Source organism: Kribbella sp. NPDC031520, from assembly GCF_055580825.1.
Genome location: NZ_JBVIKS010000001.1, coordinates 1,378,265 through 1,398,163, shown reverse-complemented (window position 1 = coordinate 1,398,163; position 19,899 = coordinate 1,378,265). Strand labels below are relative to the sequence as shown.

18 protein-coding genes and 2 pseudogenes are annotated in these 19,899 nt (G+C 68.7%); 13 read left to right on the top strand and 7 right to left on the bottom strand.

Features of this window, described 5'->3' with window-relative positions:
* Nucleotides 1-26: 26 nt before the first annotated feature.
* A complete protein-coding gene (locus ACZ5BU_RS07015; protein ID WP_465696184.1) occupies nt 27-515 on the top strand; it encodes a PH domain-containing protein in 489 nt (162 codons plus the stop codon).
* Entirely contained in the window at nt 512-1,918 is a 1,407-nt protein-coding gene (locus ACZ5BU_RS07010) for a PH domain-containing protein (protein ID WP_465696182.1), read from the top strand. The genes ACZ5BU_RS07015 and ACZ5BU_RS07010 overlap by 4 nt, the downstream gene beginning before the upstream one ends.
* Nucleotides 1,919-2,025: 107 nt before the next feature.
* On the opposite strand, the pseudogene ACZ5BU_RS07005 reads toward ACZ5BU_RS07010, so the two are convergent.
* Together ACZ5BU_RS07005 and ACZ5BU_RS07000 are read right to left on the bottom strand one after the other, a co-directional pair.
* Nucleotides 2,026-2,673, bottom strand: a pseudogene (locus ACZ5BU_RS07005) (SAM-dependent methyltransferase); the annotation flags it as partial.
* Nucleotides 2,670-3,224, bottom strand: a complete 555-nt coding sequence (locus ACZ5BU_RS07000) for a 2'-5' RNA ligase family protein (protein WP_465696180.1) — start codon at nt 3,222-3,224, stop codon at nt 2,670-2,672. The gene ACZ5BU_RS07000 and the pseudogene ACZ5BU_RS07005, both read right to left, overlap by 4 nt.
* 82 nt (nt 3,225-3,306) lie before the next feature.
* Between ACZ5BU_RS07000 and ACZ5BU_RS06995 the strand changes: the two genes are divergently transcribed.
* The 6 genes from ACZ5BU_RS06995 (at nt 3,307) to ACZ5BU_RS06970 (ending at nt 8,758) form a co-directional block, all read left to right on the top strand.
* Nucleotides 3,307-4,146 carry a Rossmann-like and DUF2520 domain-containing protein gene (locus ACZ5BU_RS06995; protein ID WP_465696178.1) on the top strand — a complete coding sequence of 280 codons (840 nt, stop codon included), beginning with the start codon at nt 3,307-3,309 and terminating at the stop codon, nt 4,144-4,146.
* Nucleotides 4,143-4,970 (top strand): pantoate--beta-alanine ligase, encoded by an 828-nt coding sequence (gene panC, locus ACZ5BU_RS06990; RefSeq protein ID WP_465696176.1) that lies wholly within the window; start codon nt 4,143-4,145, stop codon nt 4,968-4,970. The genes ACZ5BU_RS06995 and panC overlap by 4 nt, the downstream gene beginning before the upstream one ends.
* Before the next feature lie 22 nt (nt 4,971-4,992).
* Nucleotides 4,993-6,651 carry an L-aspartate oxidase gene (locus ACZ5BU_RS06985; RefSeq protein ID WP_465696174.1) on the top strand — a complete coding sequence of 553 codons (1,659 nt, stop codon included), beginning with the start codon at nt 4,993-4,995 and terminating at the stop codon, nt 6,649-6,651.
* The gene (gene nadC, locus ACZ5BU_RS06980; protein ID WP_465696172.1) at nt 6,644-7,498 is read left to right on the top strand and encodes a carboxylating nicotinate-nucleotide diphosphorylase; all 855 of its coding nucleotides are present in this window, start codon (nt 6,644-6,646) and stop codon (nt 7,496-7,498) included. The genes ACZ5BU_RS06985 and nadC overlap by 8 nt, the downstream gene beginning before the upstream one ends.
* A 1-nt stretch (nt 7,499) precedes the next feature.
* A complete protein-coding gene (locus ACZ5BU_RS06975) occupies nt 7,500-8,264 on the top strand; it encodes a type III pantothenate kinase (protein WP_465696171.1) in 765 nt (254 codons plus the stop codon).
* A gap of 62 nt (nt 8,265-8,326) precedes the next feature.
* On the top strand, nt 8,327-8,758 hold the full coding sequence (locus tag ACZ5BU_RS06970) for a DUF6220 domain-containing protein (protein ID WP_465696169.1): 432 nt from the start codon (nt 8,327-8,329) through the stop codon (nt 8,756-8,758).
* A gap of 13 nt (nt 8,759-8,771) precedes the next feature.
* Here ACZ5BU_RS06970 and ACZ5BU_RS06965 read toward each other — a convergent pair whose 3' ends face one another.
* Entirely contained in the window at nt 8,772-9,332 is a 561-nt protein-coding gene (locus ACZ5BU_RS06965; protein ID WP_465696168.1) for a carboxymuconolactone decarboxylase family protein, read from the bottom strand.
* 130 nt (nt 9,333-9,462) lie between these two features.
* Here ACZ5BU_RS06965 and ACZ5BU_RS06960 point away from each other — a divergent pair, with 130 nt between their 5' ends.
* Nucleotides 9,463-10,758, top strand: coding sequence for a hypothetical protein (locus tag ACZ5BU_RS06960; RefSeq protein WP_465696166.1), 1,296 nt, complete (start codon nt 9,463-9,465; stop codon nt 10,756-10,758).
* Here the strand turns inward: ACZ5BU_RS06960 and ACZ5BU_RS06955 are convergent.
* The 4 genes and pseudogenes from ACZ5BU_RS06955 to ACZ5BU_RS06940 all read right to left on the bottom strand — a co-directional run bounded on the left by ACZ5BU_RS06955 (nt 10,744) and on the right by ACZ5BU_RS06940 (nt 13,431).
* On the bottom strand, nt 10,744-11,403 hold the full coding sequence (locus tag ACZ5BU_RS06955) for a DedA family protein (protein WP_465696165.1): 660 nt from the start codon (nt 11,401-11,403) through the stop codon (nt 10,744-10,746). The two genes, ACZ5BU_RS06960 and ACZ5BU_RS06955, sit on opposite strands and share 15 nt — an antisense overlap.
* A 193-nt stretch (nt 11,404-11,596) precedes the next feature.
* Nucleotides 11,597-12,346: pseudogene (locus tag ACZ5BU_RS06950) on the bottom strand (SPFH domain-containing protein); the annotation flags it as partial.
* The gene (locus ACZ5BU_RS06945) at nt 12,334-12,780 is read right to left on the bottom strand and encodes an NfeD family protein (RefSeq protein WP_465696163.1); all 447 of its coding nucleotides are present in this window, start codon (nt 12,778-12,780) and stop codon (nt 12,334-12,336) included. The gene ACZ5BU_RS06945 and the pseudogene ACZ5BU_RS06950, both read right to left, overlap by 13 nt.
* Before the next feature lie 72 nt (nt 12,781-12,852).
* On the bottom strand, nt 12,853-13,431 hold the full coding sequence (locus ACZ5BU_RS06940) for an ArsR/SmtB family transcription factor (protein ID WP_465696162.1): 579 nt from the start codon (nt 13,429-13,431) through the stop codon (nt 12,853-12,855).
* A 58-nt stretch (nt 13,432-13,489) separates the two neighbouring features.
* Between ACZ5BU_RS06940 and ACZ5BU_RS06935 the strand changes: the two genes are divergently transcribed.
* The 4 genes from ACZ5BU_RS06935 to ACZ5BU_RS06920 all read left to right on the top strand — a co-directional run bounded on the left by ACZ5BU_RS06935 (nt 13,490) and on the right by ACZ5BU_RS06920 (nt 19,637).
* Nucleotides 13,490-14,704: an MFS transporter gene (locus tag ACZ5BU_RS06935; protein ID WP_465696160.1), complete on the top strand. Its 1,215-nt coding sequence runs from the start codon at nt 13,490-13,492 to the stop codon at nt 14,702-14,704.
* A 9-nt stretch (nt 14,705-14,713) separates the two neighbouring features.
* A complete protein-coding gene (gene lysS / locus ACZ5BU_RS06930) occupies nt 14,714-16,234 on the top strand; it encodes a lysine--tRNA ligase (protein ID WP_465696159.1) in 1,521 nt (506 codons plus the stop codon).
* A gap of 188 nt (nt 16,235-16,422) precedes the next feature.
* Nucleotides 16,423-16,755 (top strand): histone-like nucleoid-structuring protein Lsr2, encoded by a 333-nt coding sequence (locus tag ACZ5BU_RS06925; RefSeq protein ID WP_325039858.1) that lies wholly within the window; start codon nt 16,423-16,425, stop codon nt 16,753-16,755.
* A 341-nt stretch (nt 16,756-17,096) separates the two neighbouring features.
* Entirely contained in the window at nt 17,097-19,637 is a 2,541-nt protein-coding gene (locus ACZ5BU_RS06920; protein ID WP_465696158.1) for an ATP-dependent Clp protease ATP-binding subunit, read from the top strand.
* Nucleotides 19,638-19,899 lie beyond the last annotated feature (262 nt).

The window sequence follows — 19,899 nt, the reverse complement described above, 5'->3', positions numbered from 1 at the left end:
GACCTCTATCGTGACAGGCTTGGGGTGTGGATGACCTCTTCGCACCCTCGGATGTCAGTTGGACGCCGGTCTCGCCGAAGCTGGCCAGGCTGCGGCGGCTGAGCTTGGGGATCTTCGCCGGCCTGGTCGCGATCGTGGCGCTGGTCGTACTCGGGCTGACGGCCGGCTGGGGGTTCGGCGTACTCGCGGTCGTCGTGATCGGCCTGGCGTTCGGCTGGGCGTGGATCCTGATCGGGCGCAACCAGCGGTCCTGGAAGTACGCCGAGCGCGAGGACGAGCTGCTGGTCAGCCACGGGATCATGTTCCGCGAGCTGGTCGTCGTACCGTACGGCCGGATGCAGTTCGTCGACGTCACCGCCGGGCCGCTGGAGCGGGCGTACGGGATGGCCACGGTCGAACTGCACACCGCGACCCCGGCCACCGACGCCAAGATCCCCGGGCTGCACCCGGACGAGGCCGGCCGGCTGCGTGACCGCCTGTCCGCTCTCGGTCAGTCCCAGGCGTGGGGCCTGTGACACAGCAAGTTGTGGAGACCGTCGGGCAACGGCTCCATCCACTGACCCCGTTCGTGAAGGGCTGGGGGTACTTCGTCGTCGCGGCTGTCGCCCTGGTCAACAACGAGGGCCTCCGGCAGAACCTGACCCTCGCGGGCATCGGCCTGGCCGCGGTGCTCGTCGGCGGGATCCTGCTCGGCACCCTGTCCTGGTGGTTCACCAAGTGGCAGCTGACGGCCGAGGCGATCCGCGTCGACAGCGGGTTCCTGTTCCGGCGGACGCGGATCATTAGGTTCGACCGGATCCAGGCGATCGACGTGGCGCAGCCGTTCGTCGCGCGGCTGTTCGGGATGGCCGAGCTGCGGATGGACGTGGCCGGCGGCGGCAAGAGCGACGGCAAGCTCAGCTACTTCCGGTACGACGAGGCGCAGCAGGTCCGTACGACACTGCTGGTCCGGGCGAAGGGGGAGCAGGCTGCTGGACAGGAGGCTGTCGAGCAGCAGGCCGAGACGGTCGCCCCGCCGCTCCTGACAGTTCCTACCAGCCGTCTGCTCGGTGCGACGTTGCTGTCGTCGACCGTGGTGGGTAGTGCAGGTGCCCTGATCTGGCTGATCGTCGCGACGATGGTGCTGAACTTCCACGTCGGTCTGGTCGCCGGTCTGCCGCTGCTGCTCGGTGTCGTGCAGCCGATCTGGAAGCAGGTCGTCGGGAACCACGGGTTCGCGCTGTCCGAGTCCAGCCATGGTCTGCGCACCAAGCGCGGTCTCTTCGACGTGCAACGGCAGACGATTCCGCCTGGGCGGGTGCAGGGTCTGTTGATCACCGAGCCGTTGATCTGGCGGCTGCTGGGCTGGTCGCGGGTCGAGCTGGACATCGCTGGGATCGCGGGGAAGAAGGAGGACGGCGACGACGAGCGCGAGGGTGCGCAGCTGCTGCCGGTCGGCGAGCGGTCCGAGGTGGCCTACGTACTGGCCCGGGTCCTGCCCGGGTTCGACCTGAGCCGGATCGAGCTGCACCCGTCGCCGGAACGGGCCAAGTGGTTGCGGCCGATCGGATGGCGGTACCTGACGTACGGCGTGGACGAGCAGGTGATGGTGACGACGCGCGGTTGGGTGAGCCGGCGTACGTCGATCGTGCTGCACCACAAGACGCAGTCGGTCCGGCTCGAACAGGGGCCGCTCCAGCGGCGGCTGCGGTTGGCCAACGTACACGTGGATACGCCGCTTGGTCCTACGGATGCCATTGCGCTTCACCAGGATGAGGCGGCGGCTGCGGCGCTGGTGGAGGCTCAGGCGGATAGGGCGCGCGCTGCACGTCGTACTGTCTCTTCGTCGGCCGCGGTCCAGACCCAGCCGAATCCGCCAAGCCCTGAGGGGTCCAGTAGCTCGGCTGCCTCGCTCGCTGACGACAGCTCGGACAGGTAGCGCGCAGGGTCTTCGTACGCGAGTTCCACGGGCGGTCGGCTCGCTGACACGCCGAGGCTTTGCAACGCGTCCCGCTGCGAGATGATCCGCCCGCCCACTGCCGCCGCAACTGAGTCGAGCGCTACATGCGCCGTGATGTCACACGTTCCGTCCGGCGTGGGCTCACACTCCCGCCCGTTGCGGAACCCCGTGAGCGTCCCGTACGGCGGCCTGTCCGCCATCACGTGCCCGTAGTCGACGGCGATCGCGAGACTCCCCACCGTGAGCCGACCGGCCACGTGGGCCCAGGACTGATCACGAGCAGTTCCCACCTCAGCTCGCCAACCTCCCCTGGGCCACCACTGCTCTAGCCAACGTAGGTCGTCGCCCTTGACGACCGGCCCTAGGCTCGCGTCGGCGAGTAGGTAGCGAGGGATGCCTTCGTCGTCCCACTCGATTACCTCGCAGGGGACGTTGTCCAGCCACTCGTTGGCGATCACCAGGCCGGTCAATCGGTCGGGTAGGTCGTCGTCCAGCTCGATGTCGACGACAGTCAGACCGGAGGCTCGTAGTACCTCGCCCAGTTCGCCGGAGCCGGCGCCGACGTCCACGACCTGATCGAGGCCAAGCTCGAACGCCAGCCGCGCGAGCGCCTGCCCGAAGAGCGGCGACGCGTGGACCGACGTACGGAAGTGGGCAATAGGACGTTCCCGCCGGTAGAAGCCGTCGGGGCCGTAGAGGGCCCGCTGCCACGCGTCCCGGAAGGTTTCGGTCATCCGAGCGGTATGGCGCCGAACTGGCTCCACACGCCCTCGGCGTTCTCCCGCCAGAGGCCGAGCTCGGTCAGCCGCACGGTCGGAGCCGGTGTGGCAGCCAGTGCGGCGTTTGCCTCCGCGACGACGGCCGGGCCGCCCTGGGCGGAGGAGGAGATCGTCAGGTGCGGATGCGGGTCCTGGAACTCACCGCCGTAGGGCTGGCACTCAGGGAACGCCTCGAACACCTTCAGGAGCAGCGCGCGGACCTGGTCGAACGGTTCCGGCTTCAACCACGCCGTACCGTTCGGGAATTGGCCTGCAGTCGGGAAGCTCAGCTCGAACGCCGGTACGCCGGACACCGCGGCCTGCAGACGCGCCACGTCCGCGTCCGTCGGCTCGGTGACCCAGGGGACCAGCACTGTCACGTGTGGCGGGATGAGCTCGGCCAACGGAACCTGTGGCCGGGCCGACGACCGTGACACCGAACGCCACCGGTCCGTGTAGGCCGCCAGTTCCGGCACTGTGATGAGGATCGCCGTCAATTCCGTCCGTGCAGCCCACGCTTCACTCACCGCCACATGCTCTCATCACCTACGCTGACAAGTAGATCGTCTGGTACCCCGCCGTGGGACTGGAACGAGAAGAGAGTGAGTGATGGAACGGATCGGCTTGATCGGAGCCGGCCGGGCCGGGACCGCCCTGGGAGCAGCCTTGGCGGCAGCCGGACATCCCCTGGTCGGAGTGACCGCGCGGTCGGACGCGTCGCTGGAACGCGCTGCCCGCCTTCTGCCCGCTGTCCCTGTGTTGTCCGCCGGCGAGGTCACCACCCGCGCTGACGTCGTGCTGGTCGCCGTACCGGACGACCTCATCCGTGAGGTCGCGCAGACGCTGCCGCTGACAAGCGGGCAGTACGTCGTACATCTGTCCGGAGCACACGGTCTAGACCCCCTGGCCGGTCTGGCTGCGACACCAGTCGCACTCCACCCAGCCATGACGTTCCCAGGTGGCCCTGTGGTGCTGGACGGAGTCATGTTCACCGCCACCGCACCCGACGCTGCCAGAGAGCTGGTAGAGCGTCTGGTGAAGGCCCTGGGCGCGCAGGTGCAGTGGGTCGCCGACGACCAGCGCACGGCGTACCACGCCGGTCTCGTCCACGGTGCGAACCATCTGACCACCCTGGTCACCCAGGCGGTCGCCGTACTGCGGGAAGCGGGCGTGGCCGATCCGGTGGCGACACTCCAGCCGCTGCTGGCCGCAACCCTCGACAACACGCTGCGATCCGGTCATCATGCGCTCACCGGGCCGATCGCCCGGGGCGATGTCGACACGGTGGCCGCACACCTTGCCGTACTGCGCGGCCGTACGCGGAGCACGTACGCCGAGCTGGCCAGGGCGACGGTCGAACTGGCCGGGCTGGACGCACAGACGGCCGCCCGGTTCGGGGAAGTACTGAACGGGCACCGGGCAGACCGGACAGGGGAGGCACCGCGATGAGACTCACCCAGACCAAGGCCGAATTGCGAGCCGCGGCCGCGATCCGGCCCCGGGCCGTCGTGATGACCATGGGCGCCCTGCACGAGGGTCATGCGGCGTTGCTGACCGAGGCCCGCGAGCGGGTCGGGCCGGACGGCAGCGTAGTGCTGACGATCTTCGTGAACCCGTTGCAGTTCGGGCCGACCGAGGACTTCGACCGGTACCCGCGGACGCTGGCCAGCGACCTGGCGATCGCGAAGAACGAGGGCGTCGACCTGGTCTTCAACCCGTCCCGCGACGAGCTGTACCCGAACGAGCCGTCGATCACCGTGCACCCCGGACCGCTGGCGGACGAGCTCGAGGGCGTGTTCCGCCCGGGCCACTTCTCCGGCGTACTGACCGTGGTGTCGAAGCTGCTGCACCTGACCGCGCCGGACATCGCGCTGTTCGGGGAGAAGGACTACCAGCAGCTGACGCTGATCCGCGAGATGGTGTGCGACCTGGACATGGACGTCGACATCGTGCCGGTGCCGACCGTACGTGAGGCCGACGGGCTGGCGCTGTCCTCACGCAACCGGTACCTGAGCGAGACCGAGCGTGACGAGGCGCTGGTGCTGTACCGCGCCCTGAGTGCCGGTGCGAAGGCCGGGATGAACGGCCCGGACGCCGTCCTGGCCGCCGCGCAGGCCGAACTCGAGGCCGTGCCGTCGGTGAAGATCGACTACCTCGCGCTGCGCGCCCCCGACCTCGGCCCGGTGATCGGCCCCGGCGAAGCCCGGATGCTGATCGCCGCCCGGGTCGGCCTGACCCGTCTCATCGACAACATTTCCATCACTCTCAGATGAATTCGGTTGATACCGTCGCCGAATGACCGCACCAGCAGTCCCGCAACGGCTGTCCGCGCCGGAACCCGGCTGGACCGACGCCGTCGACGTGGTGGTGATCGGCTCCGGGGTCGCCGGGCTGACCGCCGCGCTGAAGGCCCGTGAGCTGGGCTCCGTGCTCGTGGTGACGAAGGACGTGGTCGCCTCCGGGTCCACCCAGTGGGCCCAGGGCGGGATCGCCGCCGCCCTCGACCCGGAGGACTCGCCCGAGGAACACCTCCACGACACGCTGGTCGCCGGCGCCGGCCTGAGCGATCCCGAAGCCGTCCGCGTCCTGGTCACCAAGGGCCCCGAGGCGGTGCACGACCTGATCGACCTGGGCGCGCGGTTCGACACCCTGGCCGACGGTGAGATCTCGCTCGGCCGCGAGGGCGGCCACCACCGCAACCGGATCGCGCACGCGGGCGGCGACGCCACCGGCGCTGAGATCGAACGGGCGCTGGTCGCCGCGGTCAAGCGGTCCAAGGACATCCGACTGATCGAGCACGCGCTGGTGCTCGACCTGCTGACCGCCGAGGACGGCGCGGTCGCGGGTGTCACCCTGCACGTGATGGGCGAGGGACAGCTGGACGGTGTCGGCGCGATCCGGGCCCGGGTGGTGATCCTCGCCTCCGGCGGCCTCGGACAGTTGTACGCGGCAACGACCAACCCGAGCGTCTCCACCGGTGACGGGATGGCGCTCGCGCTACGGGCCGGTGCGAAGGTCCGCGACCTGGAGTTCGTCCAGTTCCACCCGACCGTGCTCTGGCTCGGAAAGAGCGCGAAAGGCCAGCAGCCGTTGGTTTCCGAGGCGGTCCGCGGTGAGGGCGCGTTCCTCGTCGACCACACCGGAAAGCGTTTCATGCAAGGGCAGCACGAGCTCGCGGACCTGGCGCCGCGGGACATCGTGGCGAAGGCGATCATGCGCCAGATGCTTGCCACCGGCAAGGATCATGTGTACCTCGACGCCCGGCACTTCGGCGACGAGAAGTGGCGGGTCCGGTTCCCGACCATCCTGGCGTCCTGCCGTTCGCACGGTATCGACCCGGTCCGCGAACTGATCCCGGTCGCGCCCGCCTGCCACTACTCGTCCGGCGGCGTCCGGACCGATCTGAACGGCGAAACCTCCGTACCCGGCCTGTACGCCTGCGGCGAGGTCGCCTGTACCGGCGTCCACGGTGCCAACCGCCTCGCGTCGAACTCGTTGCTCGAGGGCCTCGTCTTCGCCCGCCGGATCGCCGCCCACCTCGCCGACGGCCTGCCGGCCCAGCGCGAGCCGGCCGAGGACCGTCGTACGGCGGGACTCGTGGACGCGGACGTCGTACCCGAGCTGCAGCGGGCGATGACCGTCGGCGCCGGCGTGATCCGGAGCGCCGCCGGGCTCGCCGAGGCGGGTGCGACGATCGGGAAGCTGAGCGAGCTGCCCGCGGGCGAGCCGGGGACACCGGGCTGGGAGGCGACGAACCTGGTGACCGTCGCCTCCGCGCTGATCGCCGCCGCGACCGCCCGGGAGGAAAGCCGCGGCGCGCACTGGCGCGAGGACCACCCCGACCGCGATGATCTGCTGTGGTTCGGCAGCCTGGACGTCACACTCGACAGGAACGCTGTGCCGCAGCCCACATTTGTTCCGCGCAATTCCGAGGAGAATGACCGGCATGGATGAGACAGTCGACCGGCAGTGGGTCGGTGACCTCGTGCGGGCGACCATCGAGGAGGACCTGGCCGGAGGCGTCGACGTGACCACCACGGCCACGGTCGACCCGGACCAGGTGTCGGTCGCCGAACTGGTGGCCCGCGCCGACGGGGTGGTCGCCGGTCTGGAGATCGCCGAGCTGGTGCTCCGCCAGGTCGCCGCTCCGGACCAGATCGAGCTCGAGCACTCGGTCCGTGACGGTGCGTCCGTGCACGAGGGCGACGTACTGATGACGGTCCGTGGCAAGACCCGGCAACTGCTGACCGCCGAGCGCACCGCACTCAACCTGCTCTGCCACCTGAGCGGTGTCGCCACGCTGACCCGGCGCTGGGTGGACGCCGTCGAGGGCACCGGCGCGGTCATCCGCGACACCCGCAAGACGATGCCGCTGCTCCGCTCGCTGGAGAAGTACGCGGTCCGCTGCGGTGGTGGGAAGAACCATCGAATGGGCCTGTCCGACGCGGCGCTGATCAAGGACAACCACGTGGTCGCGGCCGGCGGGGTCGCGGAGGCGTTCCGCCTGGTCCGCAAGGCGTTCCCGGACATCTCGATCGAGGTCGAGGTGGACTCGGTCGACGACGCGCTGATCGCGGTGGAGTCCGGCGCCGAGCTGATCCTGCTCGACAACATGGACCTCCCGCTGCTCCGCGAGGCCGTCGAGAAGGTGGCCGGCCGCGCTCGGCTCGAAGCGTCCGGCGGGCTGACCCTCGACCAGGCGCGTGCCGTTGCCGAGACGGGTGTCGACTTCCTCGCGGTCGGCGCGCTGACGCACTCCGCGCCGGTCCTCGACATCGGGCTGGACCTGAGGCCTGCCTGACATGTTGCTGACCGTCGCCGTCGAGAACACCAGGACGCTGGTCGGCCTGGTGTTCGAGGGTACGGTCAAGCGGCACTGGTGGGTCGGCACCGATCCCCGTCGTACGGCGGACGAGTGGGCGGTACTGCTCCAGGGCCTGCTCACCGGCGAGGCTCCGGTCAGCGGGATCGCGGTGTGTTCGGCCGAACCGCATGTGCTGCACGAGTTGCGGGACGTCGTCTCCCGGTACTACCCGAACGTCCCGAGCGTGGTCGTCGAGCCAGGCGTGAAGACCGGGCTGCCGGTGCTGGTGGACAACCCGCGCGAGGTCGGTACGGACCGGATCGCGAACGCGCTCGCCGCCGTGACGCTGTACGGCGCGCCCTGCCTGGTGGTGGATGTCGGTACGGCGATCACGATCGACGTGGTCAATCCGGCCGGGGCGTTCATCGGCGGAGTGATTGCCCCAGGCATCGAAACCGCGACCGACGCACTCGGGCAGGCGGCCGCGCAACTGCGCCGGGTCGAGCTGGTCCGGCCGCGGTCGGTGGTCGCCAAGAACACCGTCGAGGCGCTACAGTCCGGCGCCATCCACGGCTTCGCCGCACTCGTCGACGGTCTGGTCGCCCGGATCCGGACGGAACAGTCTCTGAACGACGACCTCCCGGTCGTCCTCACCGGCGCCCTTGCGCCGCTCCTGACCGGCCAGCTGACCACCCCGGTCCGCGAGGAACCGCTACTGACCCTGCGCGGCCTGTATCAGGCCCACGCCCGCAACTTCACCTAAAGCTCTTGTGCCCTTGAGGTGACCAGGATCACTATGTAGGCAGCTACGTAGTGGGGGGAACCATGAGAGCTGCTTATCGGGTCCTGGCCGGTCTGGTCGCGATCAGTGTGGTGTTGCAGGCGATGTTCATCGCCTGGGGATTCTTCAGGGTGGGTAAGGACATCGACGGCGGCACTGTGTTCGACAAGAACTCCAGCGACCCGGTCGGCTTGTCGCTGCACGGGATCTTCGGGTCGTTGGTCATCCCGCTGCTCGCGATCCTGCTGCTGATCGTCGCGTTCTTCGCGAAGGTCGACGGCGGCGTCAAGTGGGCCCTGTACGTGTTCGGTCTGGTGGTGCTGCAGATCGCGCTCGCGTTCGGGGGGTTCCTCGCGCCGGTAGTCGGTGCGCTGCACGGGGCGAACGCGCTCGCGCTGCTGGCCGTCGCCGGGATCGCCGGTCGCCGGGCAGCCGGCGCACCGGCCGTGGCCGATTCCACCCAGACCACCGCATAGTTGCCGTTGGCAATCACCCCGGGTGGATCGGGCGGCCGACCGTGAGGGCTGTGCGTAGCGAGTCGGGCAGTCCGTTGAAGGCCGAGTCCGGCTGGGTGCCGGTGGCGTCGAGGGTCTTGGAGAAGAACGCGCGGGCGGCCGCGGCCAGGGCGACGTCGAGTACGTCGGTGTCAGTCAGGCCGGCTGCCTTCAGTTCGTCGACATCGGCCTGGGTGACCGTGTCCGCGCCGAGCGCGACCTTGCGGGCGAACGCCATCACGGCCCGGTCGACGGGGTCGTTCGGCGGCTCGTCGACGAGCGCCACGACCTCCTCGGACGTGTAGAACTTGTCGGCCAGCACCTGGCCGTGCGCGAGGCTGCAGTAACTGGACTTCAGCGCGGTCGCCGCGGCCAGCGTGGCGAGCTCGTAGCGGCGCAGGTCCATCGACTCCTTGATCGCGCCGTTCAGCTGTTTCCACGCTTCGTACACGGCAGGCCGGGCCGCGAAGGTGCGGACGAAGTTGGGTACGTGCCCGGCCGCGGCCCGGTTCGCCTCGAACATCCCCGGATTGTCGGGCGTACTGATGAAAGCCATCGTGGTTCCCCCCTCTGTGGCTGCTCTCACGTTAGAACCGTGATACCGATCCGGCAACGGCCGTGCCGGATCGGTACCTGTGACTGGGTATGGTTCACCCGGTCACTCGTGAGGCACGGAGGTGGTGGGAGTGCGGCGTACGGTTGCCGGCGCCCTGGCGGTACTGGCGGGGGTCACCTGCCTGACCGCGTGTGCCTCCGATCCGGCGCCCAGCGACGTCGGCGTGGCCTGGGCACCCAAGGGCGGCGCGGTACTGGTCACCTGGAAGGACAACGGCCAACCGAACCGGATCACGATCGAGGGCGTACTCAGCGAGAGCCCGTCGTACGTGAAGTACATCCCGGCGAGCGACCCGAACAAGTGGGCGATCCCGACCTCGGAGTTCCCGCCGGACGGCAACTACAAGATCGTGGTCGCGACCGGTACGTCGCAGGGCGGCGTGACGAGCAAGCCGTCCAAGTCGCCGGTGTTCGACACCGACGGCCCGGTCCGGCCGAGTGCGGCCACCGTGGCGCAGCAAGGCCGCGGCGTGATGATCAGGTGGTCGGTACCGGTCGCGCCGCAGGACTTCACGCCGCACGACCCGCTGGACTCCGACGGCAAGAAGACCCAGCGGTACGTGCCGATGGTCGGCCGCCCGGGTCAGCTGCTGAAGGCGATCGGCCCGGCGACCACGTCGACCCACCAGCTGATCAAGAGCATCAAGCCGCCGTACGTCTTCCAGCTCAAGACGCAGAACGAGTGGAGCGCCCGCGTCGGCGGCGAGGTGCTCGGGCTGACGAGTTCGATCAGCGGCGTCGTTCCGCCGAAGGCGCAGTACAGCGTGCCGATCCGGGCGCGGGGCCGGGTCATCCTGCACCAGGTCGGCTGCGACCTCGACGCGCCGTGTACGAGCAGGCGGGCCACCCCGGCCGGCGTACCGGTCGTCGTACTGACGCAGGTCACGCCGGACGCCCGCTGGACCCCGGCGGCGCGCGGCTCGACGACCGCCGGCGGGTACTACGACATCGCCGTACCGACGGCGGGGAGCCGGCCGTACAAGATCATCGTGCCGGTGAACACGAAGGGCGGCATGTTCACGGGTACGTCGACCAGCAGGCCCGAGTACACGAAGACCGTTGTGCGGATCGTGTCGGCCGGGTTCGCCGGCGGCGACACGGCCGTGGCGCACGGCTCGATGGTGACCGTGTCGGTGGCGGTCGCACCGGGTCTGAACACGACCGTGATGCTGCAGGCCTGGAACCGGCAGACCCGCCGGTGGATGGACGCGAAGGCGCTGGCGATGCGGGGCGGCCGGGCGGCGCTCGCGTTCAAGGCCGCGCAGCCGGGTGACTTCGTCTACCGGATCGTGGTGCCGGGCGCGATGATGTTCGGCCGGCCGATGGAAGGGATCACCACGCCCGGGTTGCAGCTACACGTCCGCTGACTCGACCTCTGAGGTGGCGGCCGGCTCCTGCTCGCGGCGGCGCTTGCGGACCTTGTGGACGACGTACAGGCCGACCGCCACGACCGCGATCGCGATCAGCGCGCCGACCGAGACCCGGCCGAAGATCTTGTCGGCGTTGTCGCCGACCTGGTACCCGACCACGCCGATCGTGGTCGCCCAGGCGATCCCGCCGGCCGCGTTCGCGGCCAGGAACCGCGGGTACTGCATCCGCAGCATGCCGGCCATCGGCCCCGCGAAGATCCGCAGCAGCGCGACGAACCGGCCGAAGAACACCGTCCAGACGCCGTACTTGTGGAAGTACTTCTCTGCGCGGACGATCCGGTCCTCGGAGAAGTGGTGGAACCGTTTGCCGAGCCGCTCGAACAGGGAGCGGCCCGCCTTCCGGCCGATGAAGTACCCGATCGAGTCGCCGACGATCGCGCCGAGCGCGGCCGCCAGGATGACGAACTCGATCTTCAGGTGGTGCTGCGAGGCGAGCAGCGCGGCCGCGATCAGCGTGGTCTCACCGGGCAGCGGTACACCCATGCTCTCGACCCCGATGACGAGGCCGACCACGAGGTACGCCAGCACGGCGACACCGGTCGGGATGGCGATGGCCTGAGCGAGCAGCAGAGGTTCCCCCATGCACCCATAGTGACATCGAGGGACAACCGATTACGTGCCGGGGCAACTATCTGGGGGTGATTTCAGGGTCGTGTCCGTTCTCGGAGGGAATCTCCACGGGAAGCTTCGGTGTCTCGCCGGTGAAGGCCTTGGTCACACTCTGCAGCGCGGCGGTCACCTCGGAGGGGATCACCCAGAACGTGTTGCCGGGGCCCTTGGCCAGCTCCGGCAGCATCTGCAGGTACTGGTACGCGAGCAGCTTCGGGTCCGGGTCGTTGCGGTGGATCGCGTCGAAGACGGTGTCGATCGCCTTCGCCTGGCCCTCGGCCCGCAGGATCGCGGCCTGCCGGTCGCCCTCCGCGGTCAGGATCCGGGACTGCCGTGCGCCCTCGGCATTGAGGATCGCGGCCCGCTTCTCCCGCTCGGCCCGCATCTGCTTCTCCATCGACTCCTTGATCGAGGCCGGCGGCTCGATCGCCTTCAGCTCGACCCGGTTCACCCGGATCCCCCACTTGCCGGAGGCCTCGTCGAGGACACCGCGCAGGATCGAGTTGATGTGCTCGCGCGACGTCAGCGTCTTCTCCAGGTCCAGCGCGCCGATGACGTTGCGCAGGGTGGTCACGGTCAGCTGCTCGATCGCCTGGATGTAGTTCTGGATCTCGTACGCCGCCGCGCGCGGGTCGGTGACCTGGAAGTACAGCACCGTGTCGATGTGTACGACCAGGTTGTCCTCGGTGATCACCGAGTTCGGCTCGAACGACACCACCTGTTCGCGCAGGTCGATCAGCTGCCGGGGCCGGTCGACGAACGGGATCACCACGTTCAGGCCGGGCTCCAGCGTGCGCAGGTACCGCCCGAGGCGCTCGACGTTGCTCGCCCGCGCCTGCGGGACGATCCGCACGGTCCGCAGTACCAGTACGACCGCGAGCAGTGCGACGACGATCCCGATGATCAGTTCGGCCATGGCTCCTCCTGGGGATGGACGAGGGCGGTGGCCCCCTCGATGGCGAAGACGTCGACCCGGGTGCCCGCTGGGATCTGCAGGTCGGGGTCGTACGACCTGGCACTCCATTCCTCGCCGCCGATCCGGACCCGGCCGGCGTCGCGGTCGCAGGGCGCGAGCACGACGGCCTCCCGCCCGACCAGCGCGGCGACTCCGGTACGCAGTCCCGGGTGCCCGGTCAGGTGCCGGCGGGCGACCGGCCGGACCAGCGTGACCATCGCGGCCGCGGTCGCCAGGAACGCGGCCACCTGGAAGCTGATCCCGAGCCCGACGGCGCCGGTCCCGGCCGCGGCCAGCGCCGCCACGGCGAGCAGGAGCAGGTCGAAGGTCGCTGTCATCAACTCGGCCGTGCCGAGGACGGCGGCGACGATCATCCACAGAACCCAGGACTGCATGGCGACCACCCGACGCGGAAAGTACCGCTGTCTCGAAGGTACCTCTGTCTACGCGGATGTGTAGCTAACGGTTCAGCTATCTTGTGGCGGCTTCCCCGTCGGTACGACGGCCAGCAGGGTGGTGACCGCTCTGGTGCCGGCCGGGCGCGAGGTCGCCGTACGGTCCTGGCGGTACCGCTCGATCAGGTCGTTCAGCTGCTGGCCGAGCTGCTTGGTCTCCTCCCGGGTCAGCCACAGCCGGCTGCGGCCGAGGGTGCTGAACTCGTCCCACGGGTCGTCGGCCGGCAGCTCCTCGAACTGCTCCATCACCCGGTTGACGTTGATCCGCATCATCGCCTGGCTGGCCACCCGGCCGGATCCGGCCGACTGGGACGCGATCTGCAGCCCGGTGCCCAGTGACCGCCACGGGCGCTCGCGGCCGTCGGCCGAGGCCTCGGCGCGTTCGACGATGCCCCAGCGCTCCAGCGCGCGGAGGTGGTAGCTGGTCGCGGACGGGGTCAGTCCGGCCAGCTCGGCGCACTCGGTCGCGGTCAGCACCCGGCCGCTGTAGAGCTCGTCGATGATCCGCTGCCGGGCCGGATGGGCCAGGGCGCGGATGGCCCGTGGGTCGGTGATCACCACGCGCTTGTTCCTGGTGTTCTTCGCGGCCACGAGGTCAGCGTAGCGAAGGGCTTGACGGGAGTAAATATGAAGCATTAACTTCACAACTATGAAGCAAACCCTTCAGACTTCGATTTGGTCGCACCGCGACATCCGGCTGGTGCTGCCGGCCCGGGCGCTCTCGTACGCCGGCGACTCGGTCGCCCTCATCGCGCTGATGCTGCGCGTGTCGGCCGACGGCGGCCCGGGCGCGATCACGGCGCTGCTGCTCGCGTTCGCCGTACCGACGGTCGCGATGATCCCGTTCGCGGGGCGGATCGCGGACGGCCACGACTCGCGGACGGTCCTGGTCTGGTCGGGTTTGCTGCAGGCGGCCGCCGGAGTCGGGCTGGCCTTCTCGCACGGTCTGGCCGAAACCCTCGCCCTGGTGTGCGTTCTGCAGTTGGGCCAGGCCGTCGCGGGACCTGCGTGGGCTGCGCTGATCCCACGGATAGTCGGCGAGGAACTGGTGGGTCGAGCCACCGGGACCAGTCAGGCTCTCATCGGCGTGGCTACTCTGACGGGCTCCGCGGCCGGCGGTCTCTTGGTCGGGTGGTCCGGCGACCGCGGAGCCCTCCTGGTCGACGCGTCCACCTTCGTCGCCCTCGCACTCGTCGCACGCTTCGTCGTGACCCGGCGTCGGCCCACGCCAGGCGCCGTACGCGAGAAGGGAGCGATGTCCGCCGGTCTTCGCAGCCTCTTCGGCGATCCGTTGCTTCAGGTCCTGGTCCCGTGCCTGTGGGTGCTCGTGCTGGTCGGCGAGGCGATGAACATCGTCGAGGTCTTCCTGGTCACCGACGAGCTCGGGCTCAACGCGGCCGGGTACGGGTGGGTGCTGGCGGCTCAGGGCGGCGGCGCGATCGTGGGCGCCTGGATCACCGGACGGCTGACGAACGCCCGGTCGCGGTCCCGCGCGGTACTGGCTGGGATGGCTGCGATCGGGGCCTCCACTGTGCTGATGGGCCTCTCCGTCAACGTCGTCACGCTCGTCGCCGGGGCCATCGCCTGTGGATTCGGCAGCGGCATGCTGAACGCCGGGACCAGCACTCTGGTCGTCACCCGATCGCCGGAAGCTGTCCGTGGCCGGGTGAACGCCGCACTGATGGGGACGGTACGGGCGTTCAGCCTGGTGGCGCTCCTGCTCGGCGGCCTCCTCGGCGCACTGCTCGGAGCCCGGATGACCTTCGTGAGCTGCGGGATCGCCTGTGCGGTGGCGGCCGTCGCGGCCAGTCTGCTGATCGTGGCCCGGACAAAGGATTCGGCTGTGGAGGCGGTCAGTCACTAGCCTTTAGGCATGACTGACGCACACGTTGACCCGGTGGACCCCGACAGCGGGCAGGACGACCTGCCCGAGCAGATGCGGGTTCGCCTGGAGAAGCGTGAGCGCCTGCTGGCGGAAGGAGTGCCGCCGTACCCGATCTCGGTGCCGCGGACGCACCTGCTGAAGGACCTGCGGGCGAAGTACGACGCCCAGGAGCTGGAGCCCGACACCAGGACCGGCGAGCAGGTCTCGGTGGCCGGTCGGGTGATCTTCCTGCGCAACACCGGCAAGCTGTGCTTCGTCCGGCTCCGCGAGGGCGACGGGACAGAGCTCCAGGTGATGCTGTCGCTGGCCGACCTCGGTGAGGAGGAGCTGGCCCGGTTCAAGCAGCTCGTCGACATCGGCGACCTGCTGTCCGTACAGGGTGAGGTGATCACCAGCCGGCGCGGTGAGCTGTCCGTCCAGGTGACCGCGTGGCAGATGGCCGCGAAGACGCTCCGCCCGCTGCCGAACGAGCACAAGCCGCTCAGCGAAGAGGCCCGTGTCCGGATGCGGTACGTCGACCTGATCGTCCGCCCGGAGGCCCGGGAGATGGTCCGCGCGAAGGCAGCCGTACTGAAGGCGTTGCGCGCGACGTACGACGACCACGGCTTCGTCGAGGTCGAGACCCCGGTGTTGCAGCTGACCAACGGTGGTGCCGCGGCGCGGCCGTTCTCCACCCACCTGAACGCGTTCGACCAGGAGATGAAGCTGCGGATCGCGCTCGAGCTGGACCTGAAGCGGGCGATGATCGGCGGCGTCGACCGGGTGTACGAGATCGGCCGTACGTTCCGCAACGAGGGCCTGGACTCGACCCACTCCGCGGAATTCTCGATGATCGAGGCGTATCAGGCGTACGGCGATTACGACACGATGGCCGAGCTGATCCAGGAGCTGATCCGGAACTCCGGCCGCGCGATCGGCCGGACGTCGGTGACCGCGCGCGACGGACAGACCATCGACTTCGACCTGCCGTTCCGGCACGCGACGCTTTTCGGGCTGCTGTCCGAAGCGGTCGGTGAGACCGTCGACGTGACCACTGACCTGGCCGCGCTGCTGAAGTTGGCGGAGCAGCACGGGGTCGAGCTGCAGCCCGGCCGGAATGCCGGTGAGATCGCCGTGGACTTGTTCGAGAAGCTCTGCGAGCACACCCTGATCCAGCCCACCTTTGTCCGCGACTATCCGGAGTCGGCACGGCCGCTGGCGAAGCCGCACCGGGAAATTCCGGGACTGGTCGAGGCCTGGGACCTGTTCGTGAACGGCGTCGAGCTCGGGGTCGCGTACTCCGAGCTGAACGACCCGGTGATCCAGCGCGATCGCCTGGTCGCACAGTCCTTGCAGGCCGCGGCCGGTGATCCGGAGGCGATGGATCTCGACGAGGACTTCCTGCGCGCGATGGAATTCGGGATGCCGCCCGCCGGTGGCATGGGGATGGGCCTGGACCGGTTGGTGATGTTGCTCACCGGGACCGGTATCCGGGAGACGATTCTGTTCCCGTTGCTCCGTCCCGAGTGATTCTGGTAGTTGCATAGCACAACGGATCCGGCCGGCAAATTCAGGGTCGAATTGATTCCGGTCCGGCCGGTTCAGAAGCCGTGAATACTCTTGGTCACGACGACTGCGCAGTGTTGATGAATGACACGACCCTGGTTTGTGCGGTACAAATCAGGTGCTAACAATTCGGCGCGGAAAGGTTGTCATCGATGGCGCAAAGGGTGCAGGTGGTTCTCGAGGACGATCTCGACGGCGGTAAGGCCGACGAGACCGTCACATTCGGGCTGGACGGAACGACCTACGAGATCGACCTCTCCAAGAAAAACGCCGCCAAGCTGCGCGACGCCCTGGCCGCATATGTCGGCAACGGCCGCCGGGTGGCCGGCCGGCGGGGTGCGGCGGGCCGGTCCCGCGGCCGTGGCGGCCGGTCGGCGTCGGACTCCGCGGACATCCGGGCCTGGGCGAAGGAGAACGGGTACGACGTGAGCGAGCGCGGCCGGATCTCGGCCGAGGTGCGCGCCGCGTACAACGAAGCCAAGTAATTTCCCAGCAGTCGCCGGTCCCGGCCCCAATGAGGGTGCCGGGACCGTCCGCATTCCGGTTGTTCCACAGAGTGGGATTCGGGCGTGTCGGGCGTGATGGCTGACCGGACAGGTAGTCCAGGGAATTCGCTGGTGGCGAACATGCTGTTGCGACCCGGGCGGGCGGGAACACGCTGGAGTTCCGGTCGGTTGTTCCCTTGTGATGCCGCCCGGGTGGCCGTCGGGAGCGTGATCGGGTGTTCGCCGAGAGCGAGCCTGTCGGTGCCGGGGACTAGCATGCAGGTACGGGGGTCGGCCAACACGGCACGTCCGACTCCTCTGAGGCAAGGAGCGCTTTGGCGATGTTTGAACGATTTACGGACCGCGCCCGTCGGGTAGTCGTCCTGGCTCAGGAAGAGGCCAGGATGCTCAGCCACAACTACATCGGGACCGAGCACATCCTGCTCGGCCTGATCCACGAGGGTGAAGGGGTCGCCGCCAAGGCTCTCGAGAGCCTGGGTATCTCGCTCGAGGCCGTTCGCTCCCAGGTCGAGGAGATCATCGGCCAGGGGCAGCAGGCACCGAGCGGGCACATCCCGTTCACCCCCCGCGCCAAGAAGGTGCTGGAGCTCTCCCTGCGTGAGGCCCTGCAGTTGGGCCACAACTACATCGGCACCGAGCACATCCTGCTCGGTCTTATCCGCGAGGGTGAGGGTGTCGCCGCGCAGGTCCTGGTCAAGCTCGGAGCGGACCTGAACAAGGTCCGGCAGCAGGTCATCCAGCTGCTGAGCGGTTACCAGGGCAAGGAGACGCAGTCCACCGGCGCCGGCACTCAGGGTGATGCACCGAGCAGCTCCCTGGTGCTCGACCAGTTCGGCCGGAACTACACCCAGTCCGCCCGCGAGGCGAAACTCGACCCGGTGATCGGCCGGGAGAGCGAGATCGAGCGGGTCATGCAGGTGCTGTCCCGGCGTACCAAGAACAACCCTGTCCTGATCGGTGAACCGGGCGTCGGCAAGACCGCCATCGTCGAAGGTCTCGCCCAGCAGATCGTCCGTGGTGACGTCCCGGAGACGCTGAAGGACAAGCAGATCTACTCCCTCGACCTGGGCGCCCTGGTAGCCGGTTCGCGCTACCGCGGCGACTTCGAGGAACGCCTGAAGAAGGTGCTCAAGGAGATCCGTACCCGCGGCGACATCGTGCTGTTCATCGACGAGATCCACACCCTCGTCGGGGCCGGCGCGGCCGAGGGCGCGATCGACGCGGCGAGCATCCTGAAGCCGATGCTGGCCCGCGGCGAGCTGCAGACCATCGGTGCCACCACCCTCGACGAGTACCGCAAGTACGTCGAGAAGGACGCCGCGCTGGAGCGCCGGTTCCAGCCGATCCAGGTGGCCGAGCCCTCGATCGCACACACGATCGAGATCCTCAAGGGCCTCCGCGACCGGTACGAGGCGCACCACCGGGTGACGATCACCGACGCCGCGCTGGTGAACGCCGCGCAGATGGCCGACCGGTACATCTCGGACCGGTTCCTGCCGGACAAGGCGATCGACCTGATCGACGAGGCCGGCGCCCGGCTCCGGATCCGCCGGATGACCGCGCCGCCGGACCTGCGCGAGTTCGACGAGAAGATCGCGACCGTCCGCCGGGAGAAGGAGTCGGCGATCGACGCGCAGGACTTCGAGCGCGCCGCCCGGCTGCGGGACGACGAGAAGAAGCTGATCAACGCCAAGTCCGAGCGGGAGAAGCAGTGGAAGGCCGGCGACATGGACGTCGTCGCCGAGGTGGACGAGGAGCTGATCGCCGAGGTGCTCAGCACCGCGACCGGCATTCCCGTCTTCAAGCTGACCGAGGAGGAGTCCTCGCGGCTGCTGGACATGGAGAAGGAGCTGGCCAAGCGGTACATCGGCCAGACCGACGCGGTCAAGGCACTGTCCCGCTCGATCCGGCGTACCCGCGCCGGCCTGAAGGACCCGCGCCGCCCGAGCGGCTCGTTCATCTTCGCCGGTCCGTCCGGTGTCGGTAAGACCGAGCTGTCGAAGGCGCTGACCGAGTTCCTGTTCGGTGACGAGAACGCACTGATCAGCCTCGACATGTCGGAGTACTCGGAGAAGCACACGGCCTCCCGGCTGTTCGGCTCACCTCCTGGGTACGTCGGCTACGAAGAGGGTGGCCAGCTGACCGAGAAGGTCCGCCGCAAGCCGTTCAGCGTGGTGCTGTTCGACGAGGTCGAGAAGGCCCACCCGGACATCTTCAACTCGCTGCTGCAGATCCTGGACGAGGGCCGGCTGACCGACGCGCAGGGCCGCGTGGTCGACTTCAAGAACACCGTGATCATCATGACCACGAACCTCGGTACCAAGGACATCGCGCGCGGCAGCCTCGGCTTCGCGCAGGCCAGCGACACCGTCGGTGGCTACGAGAAGATGAAGTCCAAGGTGACCGAGGAGCTGAAGCAGCACTTCCGTCCCGAGTTCCTGAACCGCGTCGACGAGATCGTGGTCTTCCACCAGCACACGATGGCGGACATCGTCCAGATCGTGGACCTGATGGTCGCCCAGATCGAGCAGCGGCTGAAGGACAAGGACATGGGCATCGAGCTCACGCCCGCCGCCAAGGAACTGGTCGCGAAGCGTGGCTTCGACCCGGTCCTGGGTGCTCGCCCGCTGCGCCGCGCACTGCAGCGCGACGTGGAGGACGTGCTGGCCGAGAAGATCCTGTTCGGGGACCTGCGCCCCGGCCAGATCGTCCTGGTCGACGCGGCACCGGAGGGCACGGTCAACTCCGACGGCCTGACCGAGTACTTCACCTTCACCGGGAACCAGAAGTCCTCGACGTCCGACCTGGAGCTCACCGACCTGACCACCGGCGGCGGCAGCACCGGCGTCCAGGACTCGTAACCCACAACTGAACACGCACACCCGAGACGCTCGGCGGACCCACCGCCGAGCGTCTCGCACGTCTGCCGCCCCTCGCGCCCGCCTTCGGGTGGTCCAGGCCGGATCTGGGTCTGGACGACTGGTCAGTACTCCGGGGCGGCGCGGCGTACCGGGATGACACGCGGATTTGCACGGAGGCTACTGATTGGTCGTATCGTCCTGCGGAGCGTGATCATTCCGATGCGGCAACGACTCGCGCGCACCGAGGTTTCGATGGGAAGAT

Excerpts from the sequence above, each read along its gene's own strand:
- ACZ5BU_RS06935 (WP_465696160.1), top strand. The coding sequence starts at position 13,490 with ATGAAGCAAACCCTTCAGACTTCGATTTGGTCGCACCGCGACATCCGG.
- ACZ5BU_RS06965 (WP_465696168.1), bottom strand. The coding sequence starts at position 9,332 with ATGGCTTTCATCAGTACGCCCGACAATCCGGGGATGTTCGAGGCGAAC.
- ACZ5BU_RS06970 (WP_465696169.1), top strand. The coding sequence starts at position 8,327 with ATGAGAGCTGCTTATCGGGTCCTGGCCGGTCTGGTCGCGATCAGTGTG.
- ACZ5BU_RS06920 (WP_465696158.1), top strand. The coding sequence starts at position 17,097 with ATGTTTGAACGATTTACGGACCGCGCCCGTCGGGTAGTCGTCCTGGCT.
- nadC (WP_465696172.1), top strand. The coding sequence starts at position 6,644 with ATGGATGAGACAGTCGACCGGCAGTGGGTCGGTGACCTCGTGCGGGCG.
- ACZ5BU_RS06985 (WP_465696174.1), top strand. The coding sequence starts at position 4,993 with ATGACCGCACCAGCAGTCCCGCAACGGCTGTCCGCGCCGGAACCCGGC.
- ACZ5BU_RS06925 (WP_325039858.1), top strand. The coding sequence starts at position 16,423 with ATGGCGCAAAGGGTGCAGGTGGTTCTCGAGGACGATCTCGACGGCGGT.
- ACZ5BU_RS06955 (WP_465696165.1), bottom strand. The coding sequence starts at position 11,403 with ATGGGGGAACCTCTGCTGCTCGCTCAGGCCATCGCCATCCCGACCGGT.
- ACZ5BU_RS06945 (WP_465696163.1), bottom strand. The coding sequence starts at position 12,780 with ATGCAGTCCTGGGTTCTGTGGATGATCGTCGCCGCCGTCCTCGGCACG.
- ACZ5BU_RS06975 (WP_465696171.1), top strand. The coding sequence starts at position 7,500 with ATGTTGCTGACCGTCGCCGTCGAGAACACCAGGACGCTGGTCGGCCTG.
- lysS (WP_465696159.1), top strand. The coding sequence starts at position 14,714 with ATGACTGACGCACACGTTGACCCGGTGGACCCCGACAGCGGGCAGGAC.
- ACZ5BU_RS06995 (WP_465696178.1), top strand. The coding sequence starts at position 3,307 with ATGGAACGGATCGGCTTGATCGGAGCCGGCCGGGCCGGGACCGCCCTG.
- panC (WP_465696176.1), top strand. The coding sequence starts at position 4,143 with ATGAGACTCACCCAGACCAAGGCCGAATTGCGAGCCGCGGCCGCGATC.